Here is a 19,710-nt window from a genome sequence, read left to right on the forward strand (position 1 = left end):
TGAACAAGTGCTTGCCGCCCGCGTGCGATCTTGACGGGTAACGCTGCTGTTACTCTAACGGCTCCATGAGCCGTAAGACCAAAGCCCCGATCGCCCTATATTCCGCGCTTGCCGACGCGACCCGCTGCCGGATCCTCGAGATCCTGGCCGATGGACCCATTCCGGTGCATCGCCTCGCCGACGCCTTTGCCATCAGCCGCCCCGCCATCTCCCGTCACCTGCGGGTGCTCAAGGAGGCTGGCCTTGTTGCCGAGGTGAAGAAGGGCCGCGAAAACCTCTATGCCTTCCGCTCCAAAAAGCTCGACAAGGCTCAGGCCTGGATTGCCGTCATGGCCGCGCCGCGGGACGTTTCGGCGCAAGTGGAAACACCTGTCGCCGCAGACGCTGGACGACCCAACGTCAGCCCAGTCATCGAGATCACCGCGGCCGGCGTCGAGCCCGCCCCTCAAAAGCCGACACGCAAGCCCGTGCGCCCGCCCGAGCCGGCGGCCGTCGCCCTCAACCAGATGGGCTTTGATTTCTAAAGCAGGGGTGCGGGCAGGGGGTCGATCAGCGATAGCCGCCGCTCATCCATGTCGAAAGCGGAGGCGACATGGCGTTCGAAGTCGCTGGCGCTCCAGACGATCTGCGATGGCGACAGCCGCGCCTCGACAGCCGCCAGTGCCGCCCGCGCACCGAGCGCAAACGGCCTGATCTGCCGGCCCACCAGGGCGGAAGCCGCCTGAGCGGCCATGATGTCCTTGCGCTGGTCCCCGATATACCAGATCACGTCCGAGCTGCGCAGCTCACGGCCGATCCGGGTCAGCGCCAGCGTGATGGAATCGGGCCAGGGCTTGCCCCGCGCCACATCTTCGCGAAACACAGCCGTGCTGAAATATTTCTGCAGGTCGAAGGCCTTGAGCACGTCATGGCCATAGCCGCGTCCCAGGCCGTTGCTCACCACGCCCAGCGTGACGCCTTCCGAGCGCAGCCGCGCCAGCACAGTGCGCATCGACTCGCAGGGCACCAGCATGTCTTCCACCGACTTGCGGCGAACCTTGTGGATGGCGCGATGAACGATCAGGCGCGGCTGGCGCTCTGCGGAGCATTGCCGGCGCATCAGCCGGAAGCGTGCCGCCAGACGGGCGCCCTTGTGCGAGCAATCGTCCAGGAATTCCAGCATCTGCAACACGCGCGGATTGACGTGATGCACCAATGTCCCATCGAGATCGAACAGCACGATGGTGGGTCGGTTCGCGTTATCAGCCAGTGGATCAGCCCTCGTTTGTGGCAACAACGTGGCCTAATTCGCCGGGTCGGGCAAGCCAAAATGGCCTTGCCCGGGTCAGGAGACCGTGAAGCGGAGCACCTCGGCACCATCCAATTCCGCGCGCCGGGTGTGGCCTTGGCTGCAAAATGTTGTAAAGGAAAGGCCGTCGCGGTCCCGTAGCTCAGCTGGATAGAGCAGCAGCCTTCTAAGCTGTTGGTCACAGGTTCGAATCCTGTCGGGATCGCCAGCCTATCCCGCGTCTTTCGCCTGTGCGGTGCTGTCACGGACCACGAGTTCGGACGTCAGCACGATTCGCGTCGGCCCCCGGGCGAGCTCGGCTTCTTCGAGCATGTCGATCAACGTTTCGGCGGCGATGCGACCCAGCGTTTCGCGCGGCTGGCGCATGGTGGTCAGGGGCGGCAGGTAATGAGCCGCAACGTCGAGATCGTCGAACCCTACCATCGAGATGTCGCGCGGACATTCCAACCCGTGCCGGCGCAGCCCTGACAAAAAGCCGATCGCCGATTCGTCGTTTGCCGCGAACATCGCCGAGGGCTTTTCCGCGAGCGCCATGTAGCGCGAGGCCGCCGCAAAGCCGCTCGCCATTTCGAAATTGCCGCGAAAGATCCAGTCCGGGCGAACCGCGATGCCCGCCTTGTCCATGGCCTTGCGAAATCCCGAAAGCCGGTCCTGCGCGACGACATTGCTGTCCGGGCCCATGATGTGGCCTATGCGCCTGTGACCGAGATCGAGCAGGTGCCGCGTTGCCCGGATCGCAGCGACCTCGTTGTCGGTCACGACGGTGGGGAAGTTGTTGTTGGACACTTCCTCGCAGGCCATCACCACCGGCACCGAATAGGGCGGCAGGGCAAAAGCGGTCAGCGTCTCCGCCCGGAGCGAGCCGTCGAAGAGGATGAGCCCGTCGGCGCGGTTGGACAGCATGTAGTTCTGCAGCCGCCGCGCCGTATCCTGGCCGAAATAGAGATTGGCCACGATCACGTCATAGCCCCGGCTGGTCGCCTCCCGCTCGATGGCGTCGAGAATGGAGGAAAAGAACGTGTTTCGGATATCGGGGAGCGCCACGAGGATGGTTTTGGCCACGCGCTGGCGCAATGAGCGGGCCGCCTGATTGAGTGTGTAACCGGTTTCATGGATCGCGGCCGAGATGCGGGCGCGGGTGCTCTCGCTTACCCGTTCAGGGGTGGAGAGGGCACGACTCACGGTTGCGGTGGACACCATGGCGGCGCGCGCAACATCTTGAATGGTAGGCGTTTTCTGCAGCTGGCGCATCGCTGGCAGCGCCCCCTTTCGCTGTCAGTAACGCAAACGATCTAAATCGATCTTGACAGGTCCGCAAGCCTTGTATGAAACTCCTGAAATCGATTGCAGAGGCACTTTGGAACGTGTAGTGCAATCGATTACACGCAGTTGCGATTTGCCTTCAGGTAAAGGCATGTATGCATCTGGTGCATTGCTGGGGCCTCTGGCTCCTTCATGTTCGTTGGGAGGACAACCTATGAAAAAGTTTGCAGTGGTCGCCGCAATGGCAACCGCTTTCCTCGGCTCCACGGCCTATGCTGCCGAGCTGGAAGTGACCCACTGGTGGACGTCTGCCGGTGAAGCTGCCGCTATCGCCGAGTTCGCCAAGGTCTTCGAAGAAGAAACCGGCAACACCTGGGTCGACTCGGCTCTGGCCGGTTCGGGCACCGGTGCCAACCCGGTCATCATCAGCCGCATCATCGGCGGTGACCCGATGGGCGCCACCCAGATGAACACCGGCCGTGACGCCGAGGAGCTCATCCAGGCTGGCCTGATGCGCGACCTGACCGACATCGTCGCCGATCTCGACATCGACAGCTTCTATGTCGACCAATCGCTGCTCGAGCCGTGCCGCTATGAAGGTGGTCTCTACTGTCTGCCGATCAACATCCATTCGTGGGATTGGCTGTGGCTCTCCACCGCTGCTTACGAAAAGATCGGTCAGCCGGTTCCGACCAACTGGGACGAGTACGTGGCCTCCTGGCCCGCTCTGCAGGAAGCCGGCATTCTGCCGTTCGCACTGGGCACCGGTTGGCCGATCAACGGCATTCCGGGCGTGCTGATGGCCGGTATCGGTGGTACCGACCTCGTTATGCAGGTCAACCGTGACAAGAGCGCCGACGCCGTTCGCGGTCCTGATTTCCGCAAGGTCGCGGAAGCCATGGACATGCTGCGCAGTGTCGTGTCTCCCGAGACCATGGTTCCCTCGTTCGGCGACGCTGGCAATCAGCTGCTGACCGGCGATGCCGCTGGCAACATCCACGGCGACTGGCTCCAGGGCGACCTGCAGATCGCAGGCGGCGTTCCCGGTGAAGACTATGAATGTCTCCCCGCACTCGGCCTGGGCACCCAGCTCACCGGTGGTGGCGACAGCTTCTACTTCCCCGTTCTGCCCGAAGGTACCGATCCGGCTGTGATCGAAGCCCAGGAGCAGCTGGCTCGCATCCTGATCTCGCCGGAAGCGCAGCTGAAGTTCAACCTGGTCAAGGGCTCCATGCCGATCCGCACCGACATCGACCTGTCGGGTGCCAATGCGTGCATGACCAAGGCTCTGGCTCTGCTGGACAACGGTCTGCTGCCCTCGGGTGACTTCTCGCTCTCGAGCGACACCCAGAAGCAGCTCGAAGATCTCAACCTCGAATTCATCGCCGACGACAACATCACCGTCGACGACTATGTCGAGCGTTACGCTTCGATCATCGAGCAGGCTGACTAATCTGGCAAGGCGCCGGTTTTCCGGCGCGCTGGAACAATGAGATGGCCGGTCTTGGTCGCCAAGGCCGGCTACTTTCACATGGAGATGTACATGGCGGACGTCGCCACTCAGCAGTCGAGGACGAAAACGGCGCCGCATCGCCGCAACTTCTTCAGCAAGCTGTTTCTGCACAATCTGTCGGCCAAGATAGCTGCGCTGCCGATGATCGCGACCGTGCTCGTGATTTTCGTCGGCTGCACCATCTGGACGGTCTATTACTCGTTCACCAATTCGCGTCTTCTGCCGCGTAACGAATTTGTCGGCTTCGACCAGTATGCGCGCCTGTTCGGCACCTCGCGCTGGAATGTGTCGATCACGAACCTGATCATGTACGGTTCGATGTCGCTGGTGCTCACCCTCACCCTCGGCTTTCTTCTTGCCGTGCTGATGGACCAGAAAGTGCGCTTTGAAAGCGCCTTCCGCACCATCATGCTTTATCCGTTCGCCCTGTCCTTCATCGTGACGGGTCTGGTCTGGCAGTGGATCATGAACCCCACGCTGGGCCTGCAGGGCACATTCCGCAATCTCGGCTGGACCGGGTTCACCTTCGACTGGATTTCCAATCCGCGCATGGTGTTGTTTGCGCTGCTCATTGCCGGTCTCTGGCAGGGTGTGGGCTTTTGCATGATCCTCATGCTGGCCGGGCTGCGCGGCGTGGATGAGGAAATCTGGAAGGCCGCGCGCGTCGACGGCATTCCCACCTGGCGCACCTATGTGTCCGTTGTCCTGCCCATGATGCGCGGCGTGCTGGTTACGGCCGTGGTGATCATCGGCTCGGGTATCGTGCGTCTCTACGATCTTGTGGTGGCCTTGACCAATGGCGGTCCTGGTATCTCGTCCGAAGTGCCGGCCAAATATGTGTACGACTACATGTTCGGCGGCGGCAATATCGGCCAGGGCCTGGCTGCGGCCAGCATGATGCTGCTCACCGTGCTGATCATCATGATCCCGTGGGCCTATCTCGAATTCGGTGGAAAGGGTCGCCGCTGATGAGCCAGACCGCAACCATGTCGGGCGCTGCGCCGACCACGCCATCCACTTCCGGCACGGAACCGCGCGGCCCCCGGCCAAAGCCGTTCTTCACGCCCAAGAAGATCATCATCTACACGACGCTGTTCTTCTTCAGCCTCTACTTCCTGTTCCCCCTCTATGTGATGGTGGTGACCTCGCTCAAGTCGATGCCGGAAATCCGGTTCGGCAACATCTTCGCCCTTCCGGCCGCACCCAATTTCGATGCCTGGGTGAAGGCCTGGACCTCGGCCTGTACCGGTCTGACCTGTAACGGTCTGTCCCCGGGCTTCTGGAACTCGGTGCGCATCACCATTCCGTCCACCATCGTCTCGATCTTCATCGCGGCCGTGAACGGCTATGCACTGGTCAACTGGCGCTTCAAGGGCTCGGAAATCTTCTTCTCGATCCTGATCTTCGGCTCCTTCATCCCCTATCAGGTGATGCTCTATCCGCTGGTGATCATCACGCGCGAAATGGGCATTTTCGGCTCGCTGCAGGGCGTCATCCTCATCCATACTATCTTCGGCATGCCGATCCTGACCCTGCTGTTCCGCAATTACTTTGCGTCGCTGCCGCAGGAATTGTTCAAGGCCGCTCGTGTCGATGGGGCAGGGTTCTGGCGCATCTTCTTCGAGATCATGCTGCCCATGTCGCTGCCGATCTTCGTGGTGGCACTGATCCTGCAGGTGACCGGTATCTGGAATGACTTCCTGTTCGGCGTGGTGTTCGCCGGCACGCAGAACCTGCCCATGACCGTTCAGCTCAACAACATCGTCAACTCGGCTCAGGGTACGCCCGAATACAACGTCAACATGGCTGCGACCGTGCTGACCGGCCTCGTGCCCCTGATCATCTACTTTGTCTCCGGCAAACTGTTCGTACGCGGCGTCGCCGCCGGCGCCGTGAAGGGATAATCGACCATGCAACCTAGCGTTTCCATCAAGGACCTCTCGCTCAACTTCGGTAATGTGAAGGTGCTCGAGAATCTCAATCTCGACATCGCACAGGGCGAGTTCATCGTGCTGCTCGGGCCCTCGGGCTGCGGCAAGTCCACCTTGCTCAACTGCATTGCCGGCCTTCTCGAAGTCTCGGACGGGCAGATCTTCATCAACGGCAAGAACGTCACCTGGGAAGAGCCCAAGGACCGCGGCATCGGCATGGTGTTCCAGTCCTATGCGCTCTATCCGCAGATGTCGGTCGAGAAGAACCTCAGCTTCGGCCTGCGCGTTGCGGGCATGAAGAAGGAAGAGATCAACCAGCGCGTCAAGCGTGCGGCGGAAATCCTCCAGATCGAGCCGCTCCTGCAGCGCAAGCCGGCCAACCTGTCTGGTGGCCAGCGTCAGCGCGTGGCCATCGGCCGTGCCCTGGTGCGCGATGTGGACGTCTTCCTCTTCGACGAGCCGCTGTCCAACCTTGACGCCAAGCTCCGCTCGGACCTGCGCGTCGAGATCAAGCGCCTGCATGCCCGCCTGAAGAACACCATGATCTACGTGACCCACGACCAGATCGAGGCGCTGACGCTGGCGGATCGCATTGCCATCATGAAGAATGGCGTGATCCAGCAGCTGGCCGATCCGCACACCATCTACAACAAGCCGGTCAATCTCTACGTTGCTGGCTTCATCGGCTCGCCATCGATGAACTTCATCAACGGCACGCTCGAAGGCCAGCTGTTCACCGCCGATGATGGCACACGTATTCCCGTGGGCGCCTATGAATTTGCGGTGCCGCCGACCGGTTCCGCCAAGGCGGTTCTGGGCGTTCGCCCCGAGCACATCTTCATCGGTGATGCTGCCCAGGGCATGCCGTTCACCACCGAAGCGGAAATCGAAATCGTCGAGCCGATGGGTTCGGAAACCCTGGCCTGGACCAAGGTTGCCGGCATTCCCGTCACCTTCCGCTGCTCCAGCGACATTCCGCTGGCTGCCGGTCAGAAGGTGACCATCGGCTTCGACATCGCTCGCGGGTCGCTGTTCAGCGCACAGACCGAGAGCCGCCTGTAATAGGGCCACGACACCGGCGGTGCCCCAAGGGGCGCCGCTTCATATTACTATTGCGGCATCCGATCTGCCCCGGCGCGGCGACGCCAGCTTCATCGACGGCTATCCCTCCGGTCCGACGCGACACCCGCATCCAAATCGCAAGCACAAGAGGCCATCAATGACCGAGCTGTCTTTCCAGCTTTACAGCGCCCGTAACGTCCCCTCGATGTCCGAGTTCTTCGGCACGCTCTCCTCCCTCGGCTATACCCAGGTCGAAGGCTTTGGCGGGCTTTATGCCGACGCCGCCGGCCTCGCCGCCGATCTCAAGAAGAACAATCTGGCCATGCCCACCGGCCATTTTGGCCTTGACCAGCTCAAGGACACGTCCGGCGCCCTCAAGATCGCCGAAACCATCGGCATGAAGCGGCTCTATTGCCCCTTCATCATGCCCGACCAGCGCAGCGAGGACGAGTCCAAGTGGCTCGAACTGGCCGAGACGCTGGCCTCGCTGGGCGAAACCTTCACCAAGGAAGGCTACGGCTTCGGCTGGCACAACCACGATTTCGAATTCGTGCCGACCACCTCTGGCCGCACGCCCATGGAAATCATCCTCGAAACCGCTCCCGCCATCGAATGGGAATGCGACGTCGCCTGGGTGATCCGCGGCAAGGCCGATCCGATCGCCTGGTTCGACCGGTATGGTGATCGCATCACCGCTGTTCACGTCAAGGATCTGGCGGCCGAAGGCGAAAACCCCGAGGAGAGCGGCTGGGCCGATGTGGGCCATGGCGTGGTCGGCTGGGACGAGCTGATCAAGAAGGTCGAGGCCAAGACCAAGGCGCAGTATTTCGTCGCTGAACACGACAATCCGACCGATGCCGTGCGCTTCGCCACGCGCTCGATCGCAACCGCCAAGAACTGGAAGTAATCCAAATGGCAAAGACTTATGGCGTCGGCATCATGGGTGCCGGCAACATCTCCGCCGCCTATCTCGGTCTCGCGCCCCTGTTCAAGGGGCTCGAGGTTCGTGCCGTGGCCGACATCGTGCCCGAGGCCGCCAGGCGCCGCGCCGAGGAATTCAATGTCGCCGCGCAGACGCCCGAAGAGCTGCTCAAGAACAGCGAGATCGACGTGATCGTCAATCTCACCGTCCCGGCCGCCCATTACCGCGTCTCGATGGACATCATCTCCTCGGGCAAGCACTCCTATTCGGAAAAGCCCTTCGTGCTTTCCGTCGAGGAAGGCCTCTCGCTTAAGAAAGCTGCCGACGAGCGCGGCCTCAAGGTGGGATCGGCTCCCGATACCTTCCTGGGCGGCGCCCATCAGCAGGCCCGCGAGATCATCGACTCAGGCAAGCTGGGCAGCATCATGAGCGGCACCACGCACGTCATGAGCCGCGGTATGGAGCATTGGCATCCCAATCCCGATTTCTTCTTCCAGCCCGGCGGCGGCCCGATCCTCGATCTCGGTCCCTATTACATCACGGACCTCGTGCATCTGCTCGGCCCGGTGAAGAAGCTCTCGGCCTTCACCAACATGGCGCGCAAGGAGCGTGTCGTGAGCGCTGAGGGTCCCAACAAGGGCAGCGTGATCAAGGTCGGCACCCCCACCACGATCCACGGCATCCTCGAATTCCATAACGGCGCCATCGTCACCATCGGCGCCAGCTGGGACGTGGCGGCCCATGGCCACCATAATATCGAGCTCTACGGCACCGAGGGGTCGATCTTCGTGCCCGATCCGAACTTCTTCGGCGGCGATCTCGTCACCGCCGCGCTGGACGGCACCCGCACGCCGGTCACGCCTTGGGACCACCCCTTCGGCAAGCCGAACCAGGGTCTCGACCAGGACAATCCGCGTGCCAATTATCGCTGCGCCGGCCTTGCCGACATGATGCTGTCGCATGAGAGCGGCCAGACCGCCCGTTGCGGCCTCGATGTGGCACTGCATGTGGTGGAAGTGATGACGGGCCTGCTCGAAGCCGGTGAAACCGGCCAGGTGCTGACCCTCAAGACCACCTGCGAGCGTCCGCGTGCCCTGGGCATAGCGGAGGCCCGGGCCCTGCTCAAGGCCTGATGGACGTACCTCATTGACAGGTGCCCTGCGCCGGTCAACATTGGTGCCTGAAATTTGCGGGCGGCGAGCGATCGCCGCCCCATATTCATGCGGACGCCACAGTCTGCCACGATAAGAACAAGCCCCGGCAAAGCGGTGTGCGGGGCCAAAAGAGGAGACCCCCATGGCCACCACTCTCAAGGGCCCAGCCATTTTCCTCGCCCAGTTCGCGGGCGATGCGGCGCCGTTCGACAATCTCGACAATATCTGCCGCTGGGCTGCCGGCCTCGGTTACAAGGGCGTGCAGATCCCCACCTGGGTGTCGAGCTTCATCGACCTCGAAAAAGCCGCCACCTCCAAGACCTATGCCGACGAGATCAAGGGCATCGTCAACAGCCACGGCCTCGAGATCACCGAGTTGTCGACCCATCTGCAGGGGCAGCTTGTTGCCGTGCATCCGGCTTATGATACGGCCTTTGACGGCTTTGCCCCCGCCTCGGTGCACAACGATCCCAAGGCGCGACAGGAATGGGCGGTCCAGACCCTGAAAAATGCTGCCAAGGCCTCTCAGAACCTGGGCCTCAATGCCCATGCCACCTTCTCGGGCGCGCTCGCTTGGCCGTATATCTATCCCTGGCCGCAGCGCCCGGCCGGCCTCGTCGAGGAAGCCTTCGACGAGCTGGCGCGCCGCTGGACGCCGATCCTCAATGCCTTCGATGAGGCCGGCGTCGACGTCTGCTATGAAATCCATCCCGGCGAGGACCTGCACGACGGCATTTCCTACGAAATGTTCCTCGATCGCGTGAAGAACCACCCGCGCGCCAACCTGCTCTATGATCCGAGCCATTTCGTGCTGCAGCAGCTCGACTATCTCGACTTCATCGACATCTACAAGGATCGCATCAAGGCTTTCCACGTCAAGGATGCCGAGTTCAACCCCACCGGTCGCCAGGGTGTTTATGGCGGGTTCCAGTCCTGGGTTGATCGGGCAGGGCGCTTCCGTTCCATCGGCGACGGACAGGTCGATTTTCCGGCGATCTTTGCCAAGATGGCGGCCAACGACTTCAAGGGCTGGGCCGTGCTCGAATGGGAATGTGCGCTCAAGCACCCCGAAGATGGCGCGCGCGAAGGCGCCCAGCTGATCGAGAACTACATCATCCGCGTCACCGAAAAGGCCTTTGACGATTTCGCCAGCGGCGGTACCGATCAGGCAGCCAATCGCAAGATGCTCGGCCTGAGCTAGGCAACCTAAGAGAAACGTCGCCCCGGCAGTGGCCGGGATCCATCCTGCGATGTCCACATGTCATCCCGGCCTCGCGCCGGGATGACATCGGCATCAGGATCAGATTTGGTACCCAGATAATCAGGGAGAAAGAAATGGCTGAAAACGGCGCAAAGCGCATTCGCCTCGGCATGGTTGGCGGCGGCACGGGGGCCTTTATCGGCTATGTTCACCGCATTGCCGCACGTCTCGATGGCGATTACGACCTCGTCGCCGGCGCGCTCTCGTCGCGTCCGGAAGTGGCCTTGGAATCGGGCAAGAATCTCGGCCTCGCCGAAGATCGCATCTATACGTCCTACGAAGAAATGGCCAAGGCCGAGGCCGCCCGTCCCGACGGCATCGAGGCCGTTTCCATCGTGACGCCGAACCATATGCATTACGGTCCGGCCAAGGCCTTTCTCGAGGCCGGCATCCACGTCATCTGCGACAAGCCGATCACCGCGACGCTCGAGGACGCCCGCAAGCTGACCGAAATCAAGCCCAAGAACGGCGCGAAATTCCTGCTCACCCACAATTACACCGGCTATCCGCTCATCCGCCAGGCGCGCGAGCTGGTGGCGTCCGGGGCCTTGGGCAAGATCCGCGTCATCCAGGTCGAATATCCGCAGGATTGGCTGACCGAAGCAACCGGCGACGACAACAAGCAGGCCGCATGGCGCACCGATCCTGCCCGTTCGGGCGCCGGCGGTTGCATCGGCGACATCGGCACCCACGCCTATAACCTTGCCCGCTTCGTCACCAATCTCAAGACCGAGGCCGTCTCGGCGGACCTCACCGCCTTCGTGCCGGGCCGCCAGCTCGACGACAATGTCCATATCATGCTGCGCTTCGAAGGCGGCGCCAAGGGCATGCTCTGGGCCAGCCAGGTGGCCGTCGGCTGCGAAAATGGCCTGCAATTGCGCGTCTATGGCGACAAGGGTGGCATCGAGTGGCGTCAGGACAATCCGAACTACATGTGGTTCACTGAATTCGGTAAGCCCAAGCAATTGCTCACCCGTGGCGGTTCGATCTCGGTGCCGCCGGCTGCCTCCATGAATGTCCGCATTCCCTCGGGCCATCCGGAAGGCTATTTGGAAGCGTTTGCCACCATCTACAGCCAGTTCGCCGCCGTCATCCGGGGCGATGGGGCCGAGTTCGAGAGCTTGCTACCTTCCATGGCCGATGGTGTGGAAGGCATGCAGTTCATCGTGGCTTCTGTGCAGTCGAGCCAGAACGACAGCAAGTGGACGAAACTCAGCGACGTCTGAGCCCTGGTCTGCGTCGGTATTGCCGGCGCTTTCCCACCGCCATCTCAGCCACCGGGTTCGCCCGGTGGCTTTTGTTTTACACGCGCCTTACTGCACGCGCTCGCTGGTGAACCCGCGCCCTTCCAGCAGCCTCACCACGCTGATGTCACCCACAAGATGCGCGGCGCCAACCACCAGCAGGGCGCTTTCATTGGTCTCCAGCATGGTCGCGATCTGATCGGTCCAGTGATGGTTCCGCTCATCGATCAGCCGCGTCACCATGCCGTCGTCGAATTCGCCCATCTGGCCAATGAAGACTTCGCCCAGCGCTTCGGGATCACCGTCCATCCAGGCGTTGACCATCACGTCGATATCGCCCTGCGTGGCGTCGAGGGTTTTGAGCGTCGCCTCCAGCATGGATATCTGTTCGTCCATCGAGCCGCCGGCCAGAAAGCTGAGCTGTTGCTCCGTGGTTTCAAGATAGCCCTGCCGTTCCTTGGGGACATCCTGGGCCAGTATCTGCTCGACCCCCAGCAAGGGATCGTAGCCCAGTTCCTGCAAGGGCCCGAAAGAGAGCGTCGTTGCCGCCATCCACGGCTCCATGGTCAGCAGCAGCGGCATTTCCAACCCATAGGTCTCGGCTGCGCTGCGCAAGCGGTCGGTCAGGTCGGGGCCGATTTTTTCGCTGAGCAGCCGTCCGTCTTGGCTAAAGCCCAGCTGGAAGCTCAGCGGCGCCACCTCCATCTGGGCCTCGATGCTGATATCAGCCTCGAAGTAGACGCGGTCGACCTTGGACATGATCTTGTCCAGTCGCGGGCTGCGCCAGTCGAGGTCAGGGGGCAGGAGGTGCACGGACCCGAACAGCCAGACTGCGCTGTCGCCATCGCTCACTTTCCAAAGCGCCGGTGCGGCTTGGGCGGAGCCGACGCCGAAAACAAGACTGGCCAGTGCGGCATGCCATGGACGGATCTGCATCAAGGTCCTCTTGGTGGGAAATATCGCCCAGGAGCCTAGTGCAGAAAAGCAAAGCGCCGCAATCTCTTGCGGCGCCAACGCGATCACTTCGTTAGCAAAGGCCTAGTGTGTCCAGGGTGTTTTGCGGTCGGAGCGGAAATTGTCGGGATAGCTGACGCGCTTGGGTGTCGCATCATGGGCGGGCTGGACGACGTAGGGAATGCCGTTGCGCTGGGCATAGGCTTCGGCGTCTTCCTGCGTCTCGAACGACAGCTTGACCTGCTGGTTCATGTCCGAGCTGCTCGTATAGCCCATCAGCGGGTCGATACTGCGCGGCACTTCGGGTTCGAACACCAGCAACCAGCTCTTGGACTTGCCCTTGCCGGACTGCATGGCATTGCGGGCAGGGCGATAGATACGGGCGGTCATGCAAAGTCCTCAACACGATGCACAGCATCGGACCGAAACGGGCGACGCGGGTTTCGGTCTATCCGATGCGCCAACAAACCAGTGCGAATGGTCGGAGTACAAAGATTCGAACTTTGGACCCCCGGTTCCCAAAACCGGTGCTCTACCAGGCTGAGCTACACTCCGACGTCGCGCTCTTCCGTTAGCCTGTTCGGCGCCAAAGGGCAAGCGGCTTGCCTGCTCCTCTGTTCGGTCTTGACGATGGCTGCCCATCAGGGGACAAGACCGGACATGATCGATCTGCAAAAGCCTTGGCCGCTGGGCCTCAATCGCAAGTCTTGGCCATTTTTCCTCCTCGGCATCGTGGCCATTCTCGCCATATTGGCCCTGATCGACACCGCCGCCTCGCGCGGATCGATCGGCTGGCCGGATCTGTGGCGCGCCCCGTTCTTCTTCATCACCGATTATGGGCTATCGGACTGGATCCTTATCCCCAGCCTTGCTCTGGCGATTCTCTTGCGGCTCGCCATGTTCCCCATGCCCGAAGGCGTCTGGCGACGTGCCGTGAGCGAGATGGCGCTCATTTCGGCGTTCGTCTTTGCCGGTGTGGGCATTCCCGGGCTCTTCACGGCCATTCTCAAGCGCATTATAGGCCGCGGTCGGCCGACCGAGTTCGATGCCGCCGGCGCCTTCTCGTTCCAGAACCTTTTCAACGACTGGACCTTCCAGAGCTTTCCCAGCGGTCATTCCGCCACCGCTGTCGGCACGGCCTTCGTCATCGGCTTTTTGTTTCCGCGCCTTTTCCCGCTCTTCATGGCCATCGGCGTCGCCGTGGCGATCTCGCGCGTGCCGGTTGGGGCGCATTACCCCACCGACGTCTTTGCCGGCTCCGTCATCGGCATGCTGGGCGCCTATCTGGTGCGCAACCTCTTTGCCCGTCGCGGCTGGCTGTTCGAGCAGCGCCCCGATGGCCGCATCGTGCGCAAGCCGTTCACGGGCCTGCGCCAGCTGGCTCATCGCGCCGCGGAATAACGGACGAGCGCGGCCGCCAGGTCGGCCTTGAGGTCGTCGGGCGCTTCAAAGCCGATATGCAGGCGGAAGAGATTGCCCTCCTGCGCCCAGGGCCGCACGCTGCGGGCCTTGCCCATCCGCACCGGAAGACACAGGCTTTCATAGCCGCCCCAGGAATAGCCCATGCTGAAGAGTTCGAGGTGATCGACAAAGGCGGCGACGGCCTGTCGTCCCGCCGGCTCCAGCACCAGCCCGAAAAGGCTGCCCGATCCGGTGAAATTCTTCTTCCAGATGTCGTGGTCGGGATGGCTGGGCAGGGCAGGGTGCAGCACCTGCGCGACGCCATCCTGCTTCTCGAGCCAGCCCGCGATAGCGAGCGCCCGCTCCTGGTGTTCCTTCATGCGCAGGGCCAGCGTCCTCAGGCCCCGCGCCACGAGATAGGCGTCGTCGCCGGAGCTGAAAAAGCCCAGCAGTGTCCGTATCCGCTCCACATCGTCCCACGCCGCTTCGGTGGTCGAGATCGTGCCCGCCATCACGTCGGAATGGCCCACGAACATCTTGGTCGCCGCGTGCACCACGATATCGGCGCCCAGCGCCAGCGGCTTGTGATAGAGCGGGGTGGCCCAGCTATTGTCCACGATGAGCCGTGCCCCGCCCGCATGCGCTGCCTCTGCCAGTACGGCGATATCCTGCACCTCGAAGGTCAGCGATCCCGGGCTCTCCGCGAGCACCGCCTTTGTATTGGGCTGCATCAGCGCGCCCAGTCCCGACCCGATGCGCGGATCGAAATAGCGCACGCTCACTCCCATCCGCTCGAGATAGCCGTCGGCGAATTTGCGACCCGGCTCATAGGCGCTGTCGGTGATGAGAATGTCGTCGCCTGCCTTGACGCAGGCCATCAGCGCAATGGTGATCGCCGCAAGGCCCGAGGGCACGAGCTTGGTGCGATAGGCGCCCTCGAGCGCGGTGACCACGCTTTCCACCGCTTCGGTGGTGGGGTTGCCGGCGCGGCCATAAAGATAACGCTGGCTCTGCGCGTCGAGGTCGGCGAGCGTTTTGAACAGGATCGTCGAGCCGCGATAGACCGGCGTGTTCACGAATCCGAACTGCTCGTCCGGAATGCGTCCTCCATGGGTGAGCAGCGTTTCCACAGAATAGGCCTGCGACTTGCCGGAATTATAATCGTTCATACTAGGCTCGATGCTCAAAAAGAAATCATCTGGGGGGATTTGTCTAAATAAGCGACAGCTTTCCTGTCCCAACACACCAACCACACTTGACGTTACGGTCAATTGAGGCTTGCATGCTTAGCAGCATCCAGACCGCAAGATAAAGCGGTGGTGCGATCGGGGCCTCGGCAAACAGGATAGGCTCCGAACACTGGGTCAGGAAACAAAAAGGCAAATAAATGCAAAAAGCGCTCGTATCGATCGCAGTCGCGGCCTCGCTGGGCCTCGGCGCGACGGCCGCCCAGGCGGCCATTCTCGATGACGTGAAGGCCAAGGGATACGTCCAGTGCGGTGTCACCGGCGGCGTCGCCGGCTTCTCGGCACCCGATTCCAGCAATGTCTGGACCGGCATCGAAGTCGACTATTGCCGTGCTCTGGCTGCGGCGATCTTCAACGATGCTGACGCGGTCCGCTTCACCTCGCTCACCAGCCAGGAGCGGTTCACCGCCCTGTCCGCCGGCGAAGTCGATGTGCTGTCCCGCACCACCACCTGGACCATGAGCCGCGATACCCAGCTGGGCATCAGCTTCGTGGGCACCATGTTCTATGATGGCCAGGGCTTCATGGTCCGCGAGGAAGACGGCATCGAATCGGCTCTGGACCTTTCCGGCGCCGCGATCTGTATCGAATCCGGCACCACCACCGAGCTCAACGCCGCCGACTACTTCGCCACCAATGGCATGGAATTCAACACCGTCGTGTTCGTGGACCAGGACGAAGTGGTGAAGGCCTACGAAGACGGCCGTTGCGACGTCTACACCACCGACTCCTCGGCTCTGGCATCCGAACGATCCAAGTTCGCCGATCCCGATGCCCACATCATCCTGCCGGAAATCATTTCCAAGGAGCCGCTTGGCCCCTCCGTGCGCTCGGGTGATACCCAGTGGTTCAACATTGCCCGCTGGACCTACTTCGCGCTGCTCGAAGCCGAAGAGCTGGGCGTCAGCTCGGCCAATGTCGATGAGCAGCTCGGTTCTGACAACCCGGCCATCAAGCGCCTGCTCGGCGTCGAAGGCGAATTCGGTGCCCCGCTCGGCCTCGACAACGCCTGGGCCTACCAGATCATCAAGCTCGTCGGCAATTATGCCGAGACCTATGAGCGCAATGTCGGCCCGGATACCCCGATCGGGCTGGAACGCGGCCTGAACGCTCTGTGGAGCGACGGCGGCATCCAGTACGCTCCGCCGATCCGCTAAGCCGAACGAATTGAGCCGGCGCTCCCTCCAGGAGCGCCGGACTTTTTGTTCCGTCGTATGCCGCGCCGGCAATGGCGTGCAGCGGCTCTTTGCGGCCAAGGGACAGCTCACATGACGACACTCGATACGGGGCCCCAGACAGCCCCAAGGGCGAACTTTTTCAACGATCCGGTTATCCGGGGTATCATCTACCAGGTCGTTGTCGCCGCGCTGATAGTCAGCTTCATTCTCTGGATAATCGGCAATACTGCGGCCAATCTGGCGGCGCAGAACAAGACCACGGGCTTCGATTTCCTGTGGCGCACGGCCGGTTTTGATATCTCGTTCTCGCTCATTCCATGGTCCCGCGCCTCGTACTATTATGAAGCCTTCATGGTGGGCCTGCTCAATACGCTGCTTGTCGCCGTGGTTGGCATCTTCTTTGCCACTGTCCTGGGCTTCACCATCGGCATTGCGCGCCTCAGCACCAATTTCATCATCTCAAGCCTGGCCACGATCTATATCGAGGTCATCCGCAACATCCCGCTGCTGCTGCAGCTGTTCTTCTGGTATTTTGCGGTTCTCAAATCCATGCCGGCCGTGCGCAATTCCTTCGAATTGCCGTTCGACAGCTTCATCAACCAGCGCGGCATCATGATCCCGCGGCCCATTCCGGACGAGCAGTTCAACTTCGTCTGGCTGGGCCTGGCTCTGGCCGTCATTGGCGTGATTGTGCTGCGACACTGGGCCAAGAAGCGTCTGGAAGCCACCGGCAAGCGTTTCCCGGTCTTCCTCACCTCCCTGGTCATCCTCTTCGGCGTCACCAGCCTCGTGTTCTGGGTCAGCGGCGCCAGCGTCGCTTTCGAACTGCCGGTGCTCGAGCGCTTCAATTTCCGCGGCGGCCTGCAATTGCCGCCCGAGTTCATCGCTCTGGCCTTCGGCCTCATCATCTATACGGCGGCCTTCATCGCCGAGACCGTGCGCGGCGGCATTCAGTCGGTCAATCATGGCCAGACCGAAGCGGCCTCTTCGCTCGGCCTGCAGGATGGTGATCGCCTGCGCCTCGTGGTCGTGCCGCAGGCCATGCGGGTGATCGTGCCGCCCCTCACCAGCCAATATCTCAACCTGACGAAGAACTCCTCGCTCGGTGCAGCCATCGGCTATCCCGAACTGGTCAACGTCTTCGCGGGAACCTCTCTGAACCAGACCGGTCGCGCCATCGAATGCATCGCCATCGTGATGACGGTCTATCTCTGCTTCTCCCTGCTCACCTCGGCTATCATGAATTGGTACAATGGCCGCGTGAAGCTGGTGGAACGGTAGGAGGTTGCCATGACAGACATTGGTTTCGTCCGCTCCGACATCGTTGAGGCCCGCCCCGCGCCCATGCGGACCAGCGGCCCCATGGTGTGGATCAAGAAGAACCTCTTCGCCACCCCGCTCGACGGCGTGCTCACCGTTCTGGGTGCAGCCTTTTTGCTTTGGGTCGTCCCGCCGCTCTATGGCTTCTTCTTCGGCAATGCCGTGCCCCCCGGGGGCACGGTCGAACAGTGCCGCATGGAAAATGCCGGCGCCTGCTGGGCTTATATCGCGGCCGAGATGGAGTTTTTCATCTACGGCTTCTATCCGGCCCAGGAATTCTGGCGTCCCAATCTCGTCTTCGCCTTGGGGGCGCTGCTGCTGACGCCGCTCCTGATCCCCAAGGTGCCCTATAAGCGGGTCAATGCCGTCCTGCTGCTCGTCGTCTATCCGATCGTCAGCTACATCCTTCTGGCTGGCGGTCTGTTCGGCCTGCGTGTCGTTCCCACCGAACAATGGGGTGGCCTTCTGGTCACGCTCATCATTTCGGTCGTGGGCATCACGCTGTCCTTCCCGCTCGGCATCGTCCTGGCGCTCGGCCGGCAATCGAGCCTGCCGATCATCAAGACCGCCTGCGTCATGTTCATCGAGTTGATCCGCGCCGTCCCGCTGATCACCATCCTGTTCATGGCCTCGGTCATGCTGCCGCTCTTCATGCCGCAGGGGACGACGGTGGATAAATTCCTCCGCGCCCTGGTCGGCGTCACGCTCTTCACCTCCGCCTATATGGCCGAGGTGGTACGCGGCGGTCTGCAGGCCATTCCGCGGGGGCAGTACGAAGCCGCGGCGGCGCTCGGGCTCGGCTATTGGCGCCGGATGTGGTTCATCATCTTGCCCCAGGCCCTCAAGCACGTGATCCCGGGCATCGTGAACAACTTCATCTCGCTCTTTAAGGACACGTCGCTCGTCTACATCGTCGGCATGCGTGACCTGCTCGAAGCGGTCAAGACCAAGAACGATTCCGCCATCGAATGGCAATCGGCCAACACCGCGACCACCGGCTACATCTTTGCAGCCATGGTCTTCTGGGTCTTCTGTTTCGGCATGTCCCGCTACTCCATCTTCATGGAGCGCCGTCTCAACACTGGCTACAAGAGGTAGCGCCTATGTCTCAGGTTTCAGAAACAACGCTCGACCGTCAGATCGACACCAGCCATATGCAGGTCTCCCAGACCGAGGTGGCCATCGAAGTGGTCGACATGCACAAGTGGTATGGCGACTTCCATGTGCTGCGCGATATCAACCTCAAGGTGATGAAGGGCGAGCGCATCGTCATCGCCGGCCCCTCGGGCTCGGGCAAGTCGACGCTGATCCGCTGCATCAATCGGCTGGAAGAGCATCAGGAAGGCCAGATCATCGTCAACGGCACCGAGTTGACGGCCGATCTCAAGCGCATCGATGAAGTGCGCCGCGAAGTCGGCATGGTGTTCCAGCACTTCAATCTCTTCCCGCACCTGACCATCCTTCAGAACCTCACCCTCGCGCCCATCTGGGTGCGCGGCACGCCCAAGGCCGAGGCGGAAGAGACGGCGATGCATTATCTGGAGCGGGTCAAGATTCCCGAGCAGGCGAACAAATATCCCGGCCAGCTTTCCGGCGGTCAGCAGCAGCGCGTCGCCATTGCCCGCTCGCTCTGCATGCAGCCCCGGATCATGCTGTTCGACGAACCCACTTCGGCGCTCGACCCGGAAATGGTCAAGGAAGTGCTCGAGGTGATGATCAGCCTTGCCGAGGAAGGCATGACCATGATCTGCGTGACCCACGAAATGGGCTTTGCCCGCCAGGTGGCCAATCGCGTGATCTTCATGGATCAGGGCCAGATCATCGAGCAGAACGAGCCCGAGGCCTTCTTCTCGAACCCGCAGCATGAGCGCACCAAGCTCTTCCTGAGTCAGATTCTGCACTAGGACGCTGCGGCGCGATCAACGGCGAGTTGAACAAATTATCAGGGGGTCGAGCCGGTGGTCGGCTTGAC

General features: G+C 61.8%; 19 protein-coding genes and 2 tRNA genes. 15 read left to right on the forward strand and 6 right to left on the reverse strand.

What is annotated here, in order from left to right:
* The first annotated feature begins 65 nt into the window (after positions 1 to 65).
* Entirely contained in the window at positions 66 to 524 is a 459-nt protein-coding gene (locus VE26_RS17020; RefSeq protein WP_052715682.1) for an ArsR/SmtB family transcription factor, read from the forward strand.
* Here the strand turns inward: VE26_RS17020 and VE26_RS05205 are convergent.
* Positions 521 to 1,273 (reverse strand): HAD family hydrolase, encoded by a 753-nt coding sequence (locus VE26_RS05205; RefSeq protein WP_160297803.1) that lies wholly within the window; start codon positions 1,271 to 1,273, stop codon positions 521 to 523. The two genes, VE26_RS17020 and VE26_RS05205, sit on opposite strands and share 4 nt — an antisense overlap.
* 146 nt (positions 1,274 to 1,419) lie before the next feature.
* On the opposite strand from VE26_RS05205, the gene VE26_RS05210 reads away from it, so the two are divergent.
* Positions 1,420 to 1,496, forward strand: a tRNA-Arg gene (locus VE26_RS05210).
* Between the two features lie 2 nt (positions 1,497 to 1,498).
* On the opposite strand, the gene VE26_RS05215 is transcribed toward VE26_RS05210, so the two are convergent.
* Positions 1,499 to 2,539 (reverse strand): LacI family DNA-binding transcriptional regulator, encoded by a 1,041-nt coding sequence (locus VE26_RS05215; protein ID WP_046104040.1) that lies wholly within the window; start codon positions 2,537 to 2,539, stop codon positions 1,499 to 1,501.
* Positions 2,540 to 2,765: 226 nt separating this feature from the next.
* Between VE26_RS05215 and VE26_RS05220 the strand changes: the two genes are divergently transcribed.
* The 8 genes from VE26_RS05220 (at position 2,766) to VE26_RS05255 (ending at position 11,620) form a co-directional block, all read left to right on the forward strand.
* Positions 2,766 to 4,004 carry an ABC transporter substrate-binding protein gene (locus VE26_RS05220; protein ID WP_046104041.1) on the forward strand — a complete coding sequence of 413 codons (1,239 nt, stop codon included), beginning with the start codon at positions 2,766 to 2,768 and terminating at the stop codon, positions 4,002 to 4,004.
* Between the two features lie 90 nt (positions 4,005 to 4,094).
* On the forward strand, positions 4,095 to 5,033 hold the full coding sequence (locus VE26_RS05225) for a carbohydrate ABC transporter permease (RefSeq protein WP_046105047.1): 939 nt from the start codon (positions 4,095 to 4,097) through the stop codon (positions 5,031 to 5,033).
* A 17-nt stretch (positions 5,034 to 5,050) separates the two neighbouring features.
* The gene (locus tag VE26_RS05230; RefSeq protein WP_244465669.1) at positions 5,051 to 5,968 is read left to right on the forward strand and encodes a carbohydrate ABC transporter permease; all 918 of its coding nucleotides are present in this window, start codon (positions 5,051 to 5,053) and stop codon (positions 5,966 to 5,968) included.
* A gap of 6 nt (positions 5,969 to 5,974) precedes the next feature.
* Complete coding sequence (locus VE26_RS05235) at positions 5,975 to 7,057, forward strand: ABC transporter ATP-binding protein (protein WP_046104043.1); 1,083 nt, start codon at positions 5,975 to 5,977, stop codon at positions 7,055 to 7,057.
* A 157-nt stretch (positions 7,058 to 7,214) separates the two neighbouring features.
* Positions 7,215 to 7,964 (forward strand): sugar phosphate isomerase/epimerase family protein, encoded by a 750-nt coding sequence (locus VE26_RS05240; protein ID WP_046104044.1) that lies wholly within the window; start codon positions 7,215 to 7,217, stop codon positions 7,962 to 7,964.
* A gap of 5 nt (positions 7,965 to 7,969) precedes the next feature.
* Complete coding sequence (locus VE26_RS05245; protein WP_046104045.1) at positions 7,970 to 9,112, forward strand: Gfo/Idh/MocA family protein; 1,143 nt, start codon at positions 7,970 to 7,972, stop codon at positions 9,110 to 9,112.
* Positions 9,113 to 9,275: 163 nt separating this feature from the next.
* Positions 9,276 to 10,334 (forward strand): sugar phosphate isomerase/epimerase family protein, encoded by a 1,059-nt coding sequence (locus tag VE26_RS05250; RefSeq protein WP_046104046.1) that lies wholly within the window; start codon positions 9,276 to 9,278, stop codon positions 10,332 to 10,334.
* A gap of 116 nt (positions 10,335 to 10,450) precedes the next feature.
* Positions 10,451 to 11,620: a Gfo/Idh/MocA family protein gene (locus VE26_RS05255; RefSeq protein WP_342018404.1), complete on the forward strand. Its 1,170-nt coding sequence runs from the start codon at positions 10,451 to 10,453 to the stop codon at positions 11,618 to 11,620.
* Positions 11,621 to 11,707: 87 nt separating this feature from the next.
* Here the strand turns inward: VE26_RS05255 and VE26_RS05260 are convergent, their stop codons facing one another.
* The 3 genes from VE26_RS05260 to VE26_RS05270 form a co-directional block, all read right to left on the reverse strand.
* Positions 11,708 to 12,574, reverse strand: coding sequence for a TraB/GumN family protein (locus VE26_RS05260; protein ID WP_046104048.1), 867 nt, complete (start codon positions 12,572 to 12,574; stop codon positions 11,708 to 11,710).
* A gap of 102 nt (positions 12,575 to 12,676) precedes the next feature.
* On the reverse strand, positions 12,677 to 12,982 hold the full coding sequence (locus VE26_RS05265) for an ETC complex I subunit (protein WP_046104049.1): 306 nt from the start codon (positions 12,980 to 12,982) through the stop codon (positions 12,677 to 12,679).
* An 88-nt stretch (positions 12,983 to 13,070) separates the two neighbouring features.
* Positions 13,071 to 13,147: transfer RNA gene (locus tag VE26_RS05270), tRNA-Pro, on the reverse strand.
* A 105-nt stretch (positions 13,148 to 13,252) separates the two neighbouring features.
* On the opposite strand from VE26_RS05270, the gene VE26_RS05275 reads away from it, so the two are divergent.
* Positions 13,253 to 13,993: a phosphatase PAP2 family protein gene (locus VE26_RS05275; RefSeq protein ID WP_052715684.1), complete on the forward strand. Its 741-nt coding sequence runs from the start codon at positions 13,253 to 13,255 to the stop codon at positions 13,991 to 13,993.
* Here the strand turns inward: VE26_RS05275 and metC are convergent.
* On the reverse strand, positions 13,975 to 15,162 hold the full coding sequence (metC, locus tag VE26_RS05280) for a cystathionine beta-lyase (RefSeq protein ID WP_046104050.1): 1,188 nt from the start codon (positions 15,160 to 15,162) through the stop codon (positions 13,975 to 13,977). The genes VE26_RS05275 and metC overlap by 19 nt on opposite strands.
* Before the next feature lie 218 nt (positions 15,163 to 15,380).
* On the opposite strand from metC, the gene VE26_RS05285 reads away from it, so the two are divergent.
* The 4 genes from VE26_RS05285 (at position 15,381) to VE26_RS05300 (ending at position 19,642) form a co-directional block, all read left to right on the forward strand.
* Positions 15,381 to 16,397, forward strand: coding sequence for an amino acid ABC transporter substrate-binding protein (locus VE26_RS05285; protein ID WP_046104051.1), 1,017 nt, complete (start codon positions 15,381 to 15,383; stop codon positions 16,395 to 16,397).
* A gap of 111 nt (positions 16,398 to 16,508) precedes the next feature.
* Entirely contained in the window at positions 16,509 to 17,699 is a 1,191-nt protein-coding gene (locus VE26_RS05290) for an amino acid ABC transporter permease (RefSeq protein ID WP_046104052.1), read from the forward strand.
* A 9-nt stretch (positions 17,700 to 17,708) separates the two neighbouring features.
* On the forward strand, positions 17,709 to 18,836 hold the full coding sequence (locus tag VE26_RS05295) for an amino acid ABC transporter permease (RefSeq protein ID WP_046104053.1): 1,128 nt from the start codon (positions 17,709 to 17,711) through the stop codon (positions 18,834 to 18,836).
* 5 nt (positions 18,837 to 18,841) lie between these two features.
* On the forward strand, positions 18,842 to 19,642 hold the full coding sequence (locus tag VE26_RS05300; RefSeq protein WP_046104054.1) for an amino acid ABC transporter ATP-binding protein: 801 nt from the start codon (positions 18,842 to 18,844) through the stop codon (positions 19,640 to 19,642).
* The last annotated feature ends 68 nt before the right edge of the window (positions 19,643 to 19,710 follow it).

Source organism: Devosia chinhatensis, assembly GCF_000969445.1.
Classification (GTDB): domain Bacteria; phylum Pseudomonadota; class Alphaproteobacteria; order Rhizobiales; family Devosiaceae; genus Devosia; species Devosia chinhatensis.

What these genes read in the sequence shown, in the direction of transcription:
- VE26_RS17020 (WP_052715682.1), top strand. Translation starts at nt 66, where the DNA reads ATGAGCCGTAAGACCAAAGCCCCGATCGCCCTATATTCCGCGCTTGCC.
- VE26_RS05215 (WP_046104040.1), bottom strand. Translation starts at nt 2,539, where the DNA reads ATGCGCCAGCTGCAGAAAACGCCTACCATTCAAGATGTTGCGCGCGCC.
- VE26_RS05220 (WP_046104041.1), top strand. Translation starts at nt 2,766, where the DNA reads ATGAAAAAGTTTGCAGTGGTCGCCGCAATGGCAACCGCTTTCCTCGGC.
- VE26_RS05225 (WP_046105047.1), top strand. Translation starts at nt 4,095, where the DNA reads ATGGCGGACGTCGCCACTCAGCAGTCGAGGACGAAAACGGCGCCGCAT.
- VE26_RS05230 (WP_244465669.1), top strand. Translation starts at nt 5,051, where the DNA reads ATGTCGGGCGCTGCGCCGACCACGCCATCCACTTCCGGCACGGAACCG.
- VE26_RS05235 (WP_046104043.1), top strand. Translation starts at nt 5,975, where the DNA reads ATGCAACCTAGCGTTTCCATCAAGGACCTCTCGCTCAACTTCGGTAAT.
- VE26_RS05240 (WP_046104044.1), top strand. Translation starts at nt 7,215, where the DNA reads ATGACCGAGCTGTCTTTCCAGCTTTACAGCGCCCGTAACGTCCCCTCG.
- VE26_RS05245 (WP_046104045.1), top strand. Translation starts at nt 7,970, where the DNA reads ATGGCAAAGACTTATGGCGTCGGCATCATGGGTGCCGGCAACATCTCC.
- VE26_RS05250 (WP_046104046.1), top strand. Translation starts at nt 9,276, where the DNA reads ATGGCCACCACTCTCAAGGGCCCAGCCATTTTCCTCGCCCAGTTCGCG.
- VE26_RS05260 (WP_046104048.1), bottom strand. Translation starts at nt 12,574, where the DNA reads ATGCAGATCCGTCCATGGCATGCCGCACTGGCCAGTCTTGTTTTCGGC.
- VE26_RS05265 (WP_046104049.1), bottom strand. Translation starts at nt 12,982, where the DNA reads ATGACCGCCCGTATCTATCGCCCTGCCCGCAATGCCATGCAGTCCGGC.
- VE26_RS05275 (WP_052715684.1), top strand. Translation starts at nt 13,253, where the DNA reads ATGATCGATCTGCAAAAGCCTTGGCCGCTGGGCCTCAATCGCAAGTCT.
- metC (WP_046104050.1), bottom strand. Translation starts at nt 15,162, where the DNA reads ATGAACGATTATAATTCCGGCAAGTCGCAGGCCTATTCTGTGGAAACG.
- VE26_RS05285 (WP_046104051.1), top strand. Translation starts at nt 15,381, where the DNA reads ATGCAAAAAGCGCTCGTATCGATCGCAGTCGCGGCCTCGCTGGGCCTC.
- VE26_RS05290 (WP_046104052.1), top strand. Translation starts at nt 16,509, where the DNA reads ATGACGACACTCGATACGGGGCCCCAGACAGCCCCAAGGGCGAACTTT.
- VE26_RS05295 (WP_046104053.1), top strand. Translation starts at nt 17,709, where the DNA reads ATGACAGACATTGGTTTCGTCCGCTCCGACATCGTTGAGGCCCGCCCC.
- VE26_RS05300 (WP_046104054.1), top strand. Translation starts at nt 18,842, where the DNA reads ATGTCTCAGGTTTCAGAAACAACGCTCGACCGTCAGATCGACACCAGC.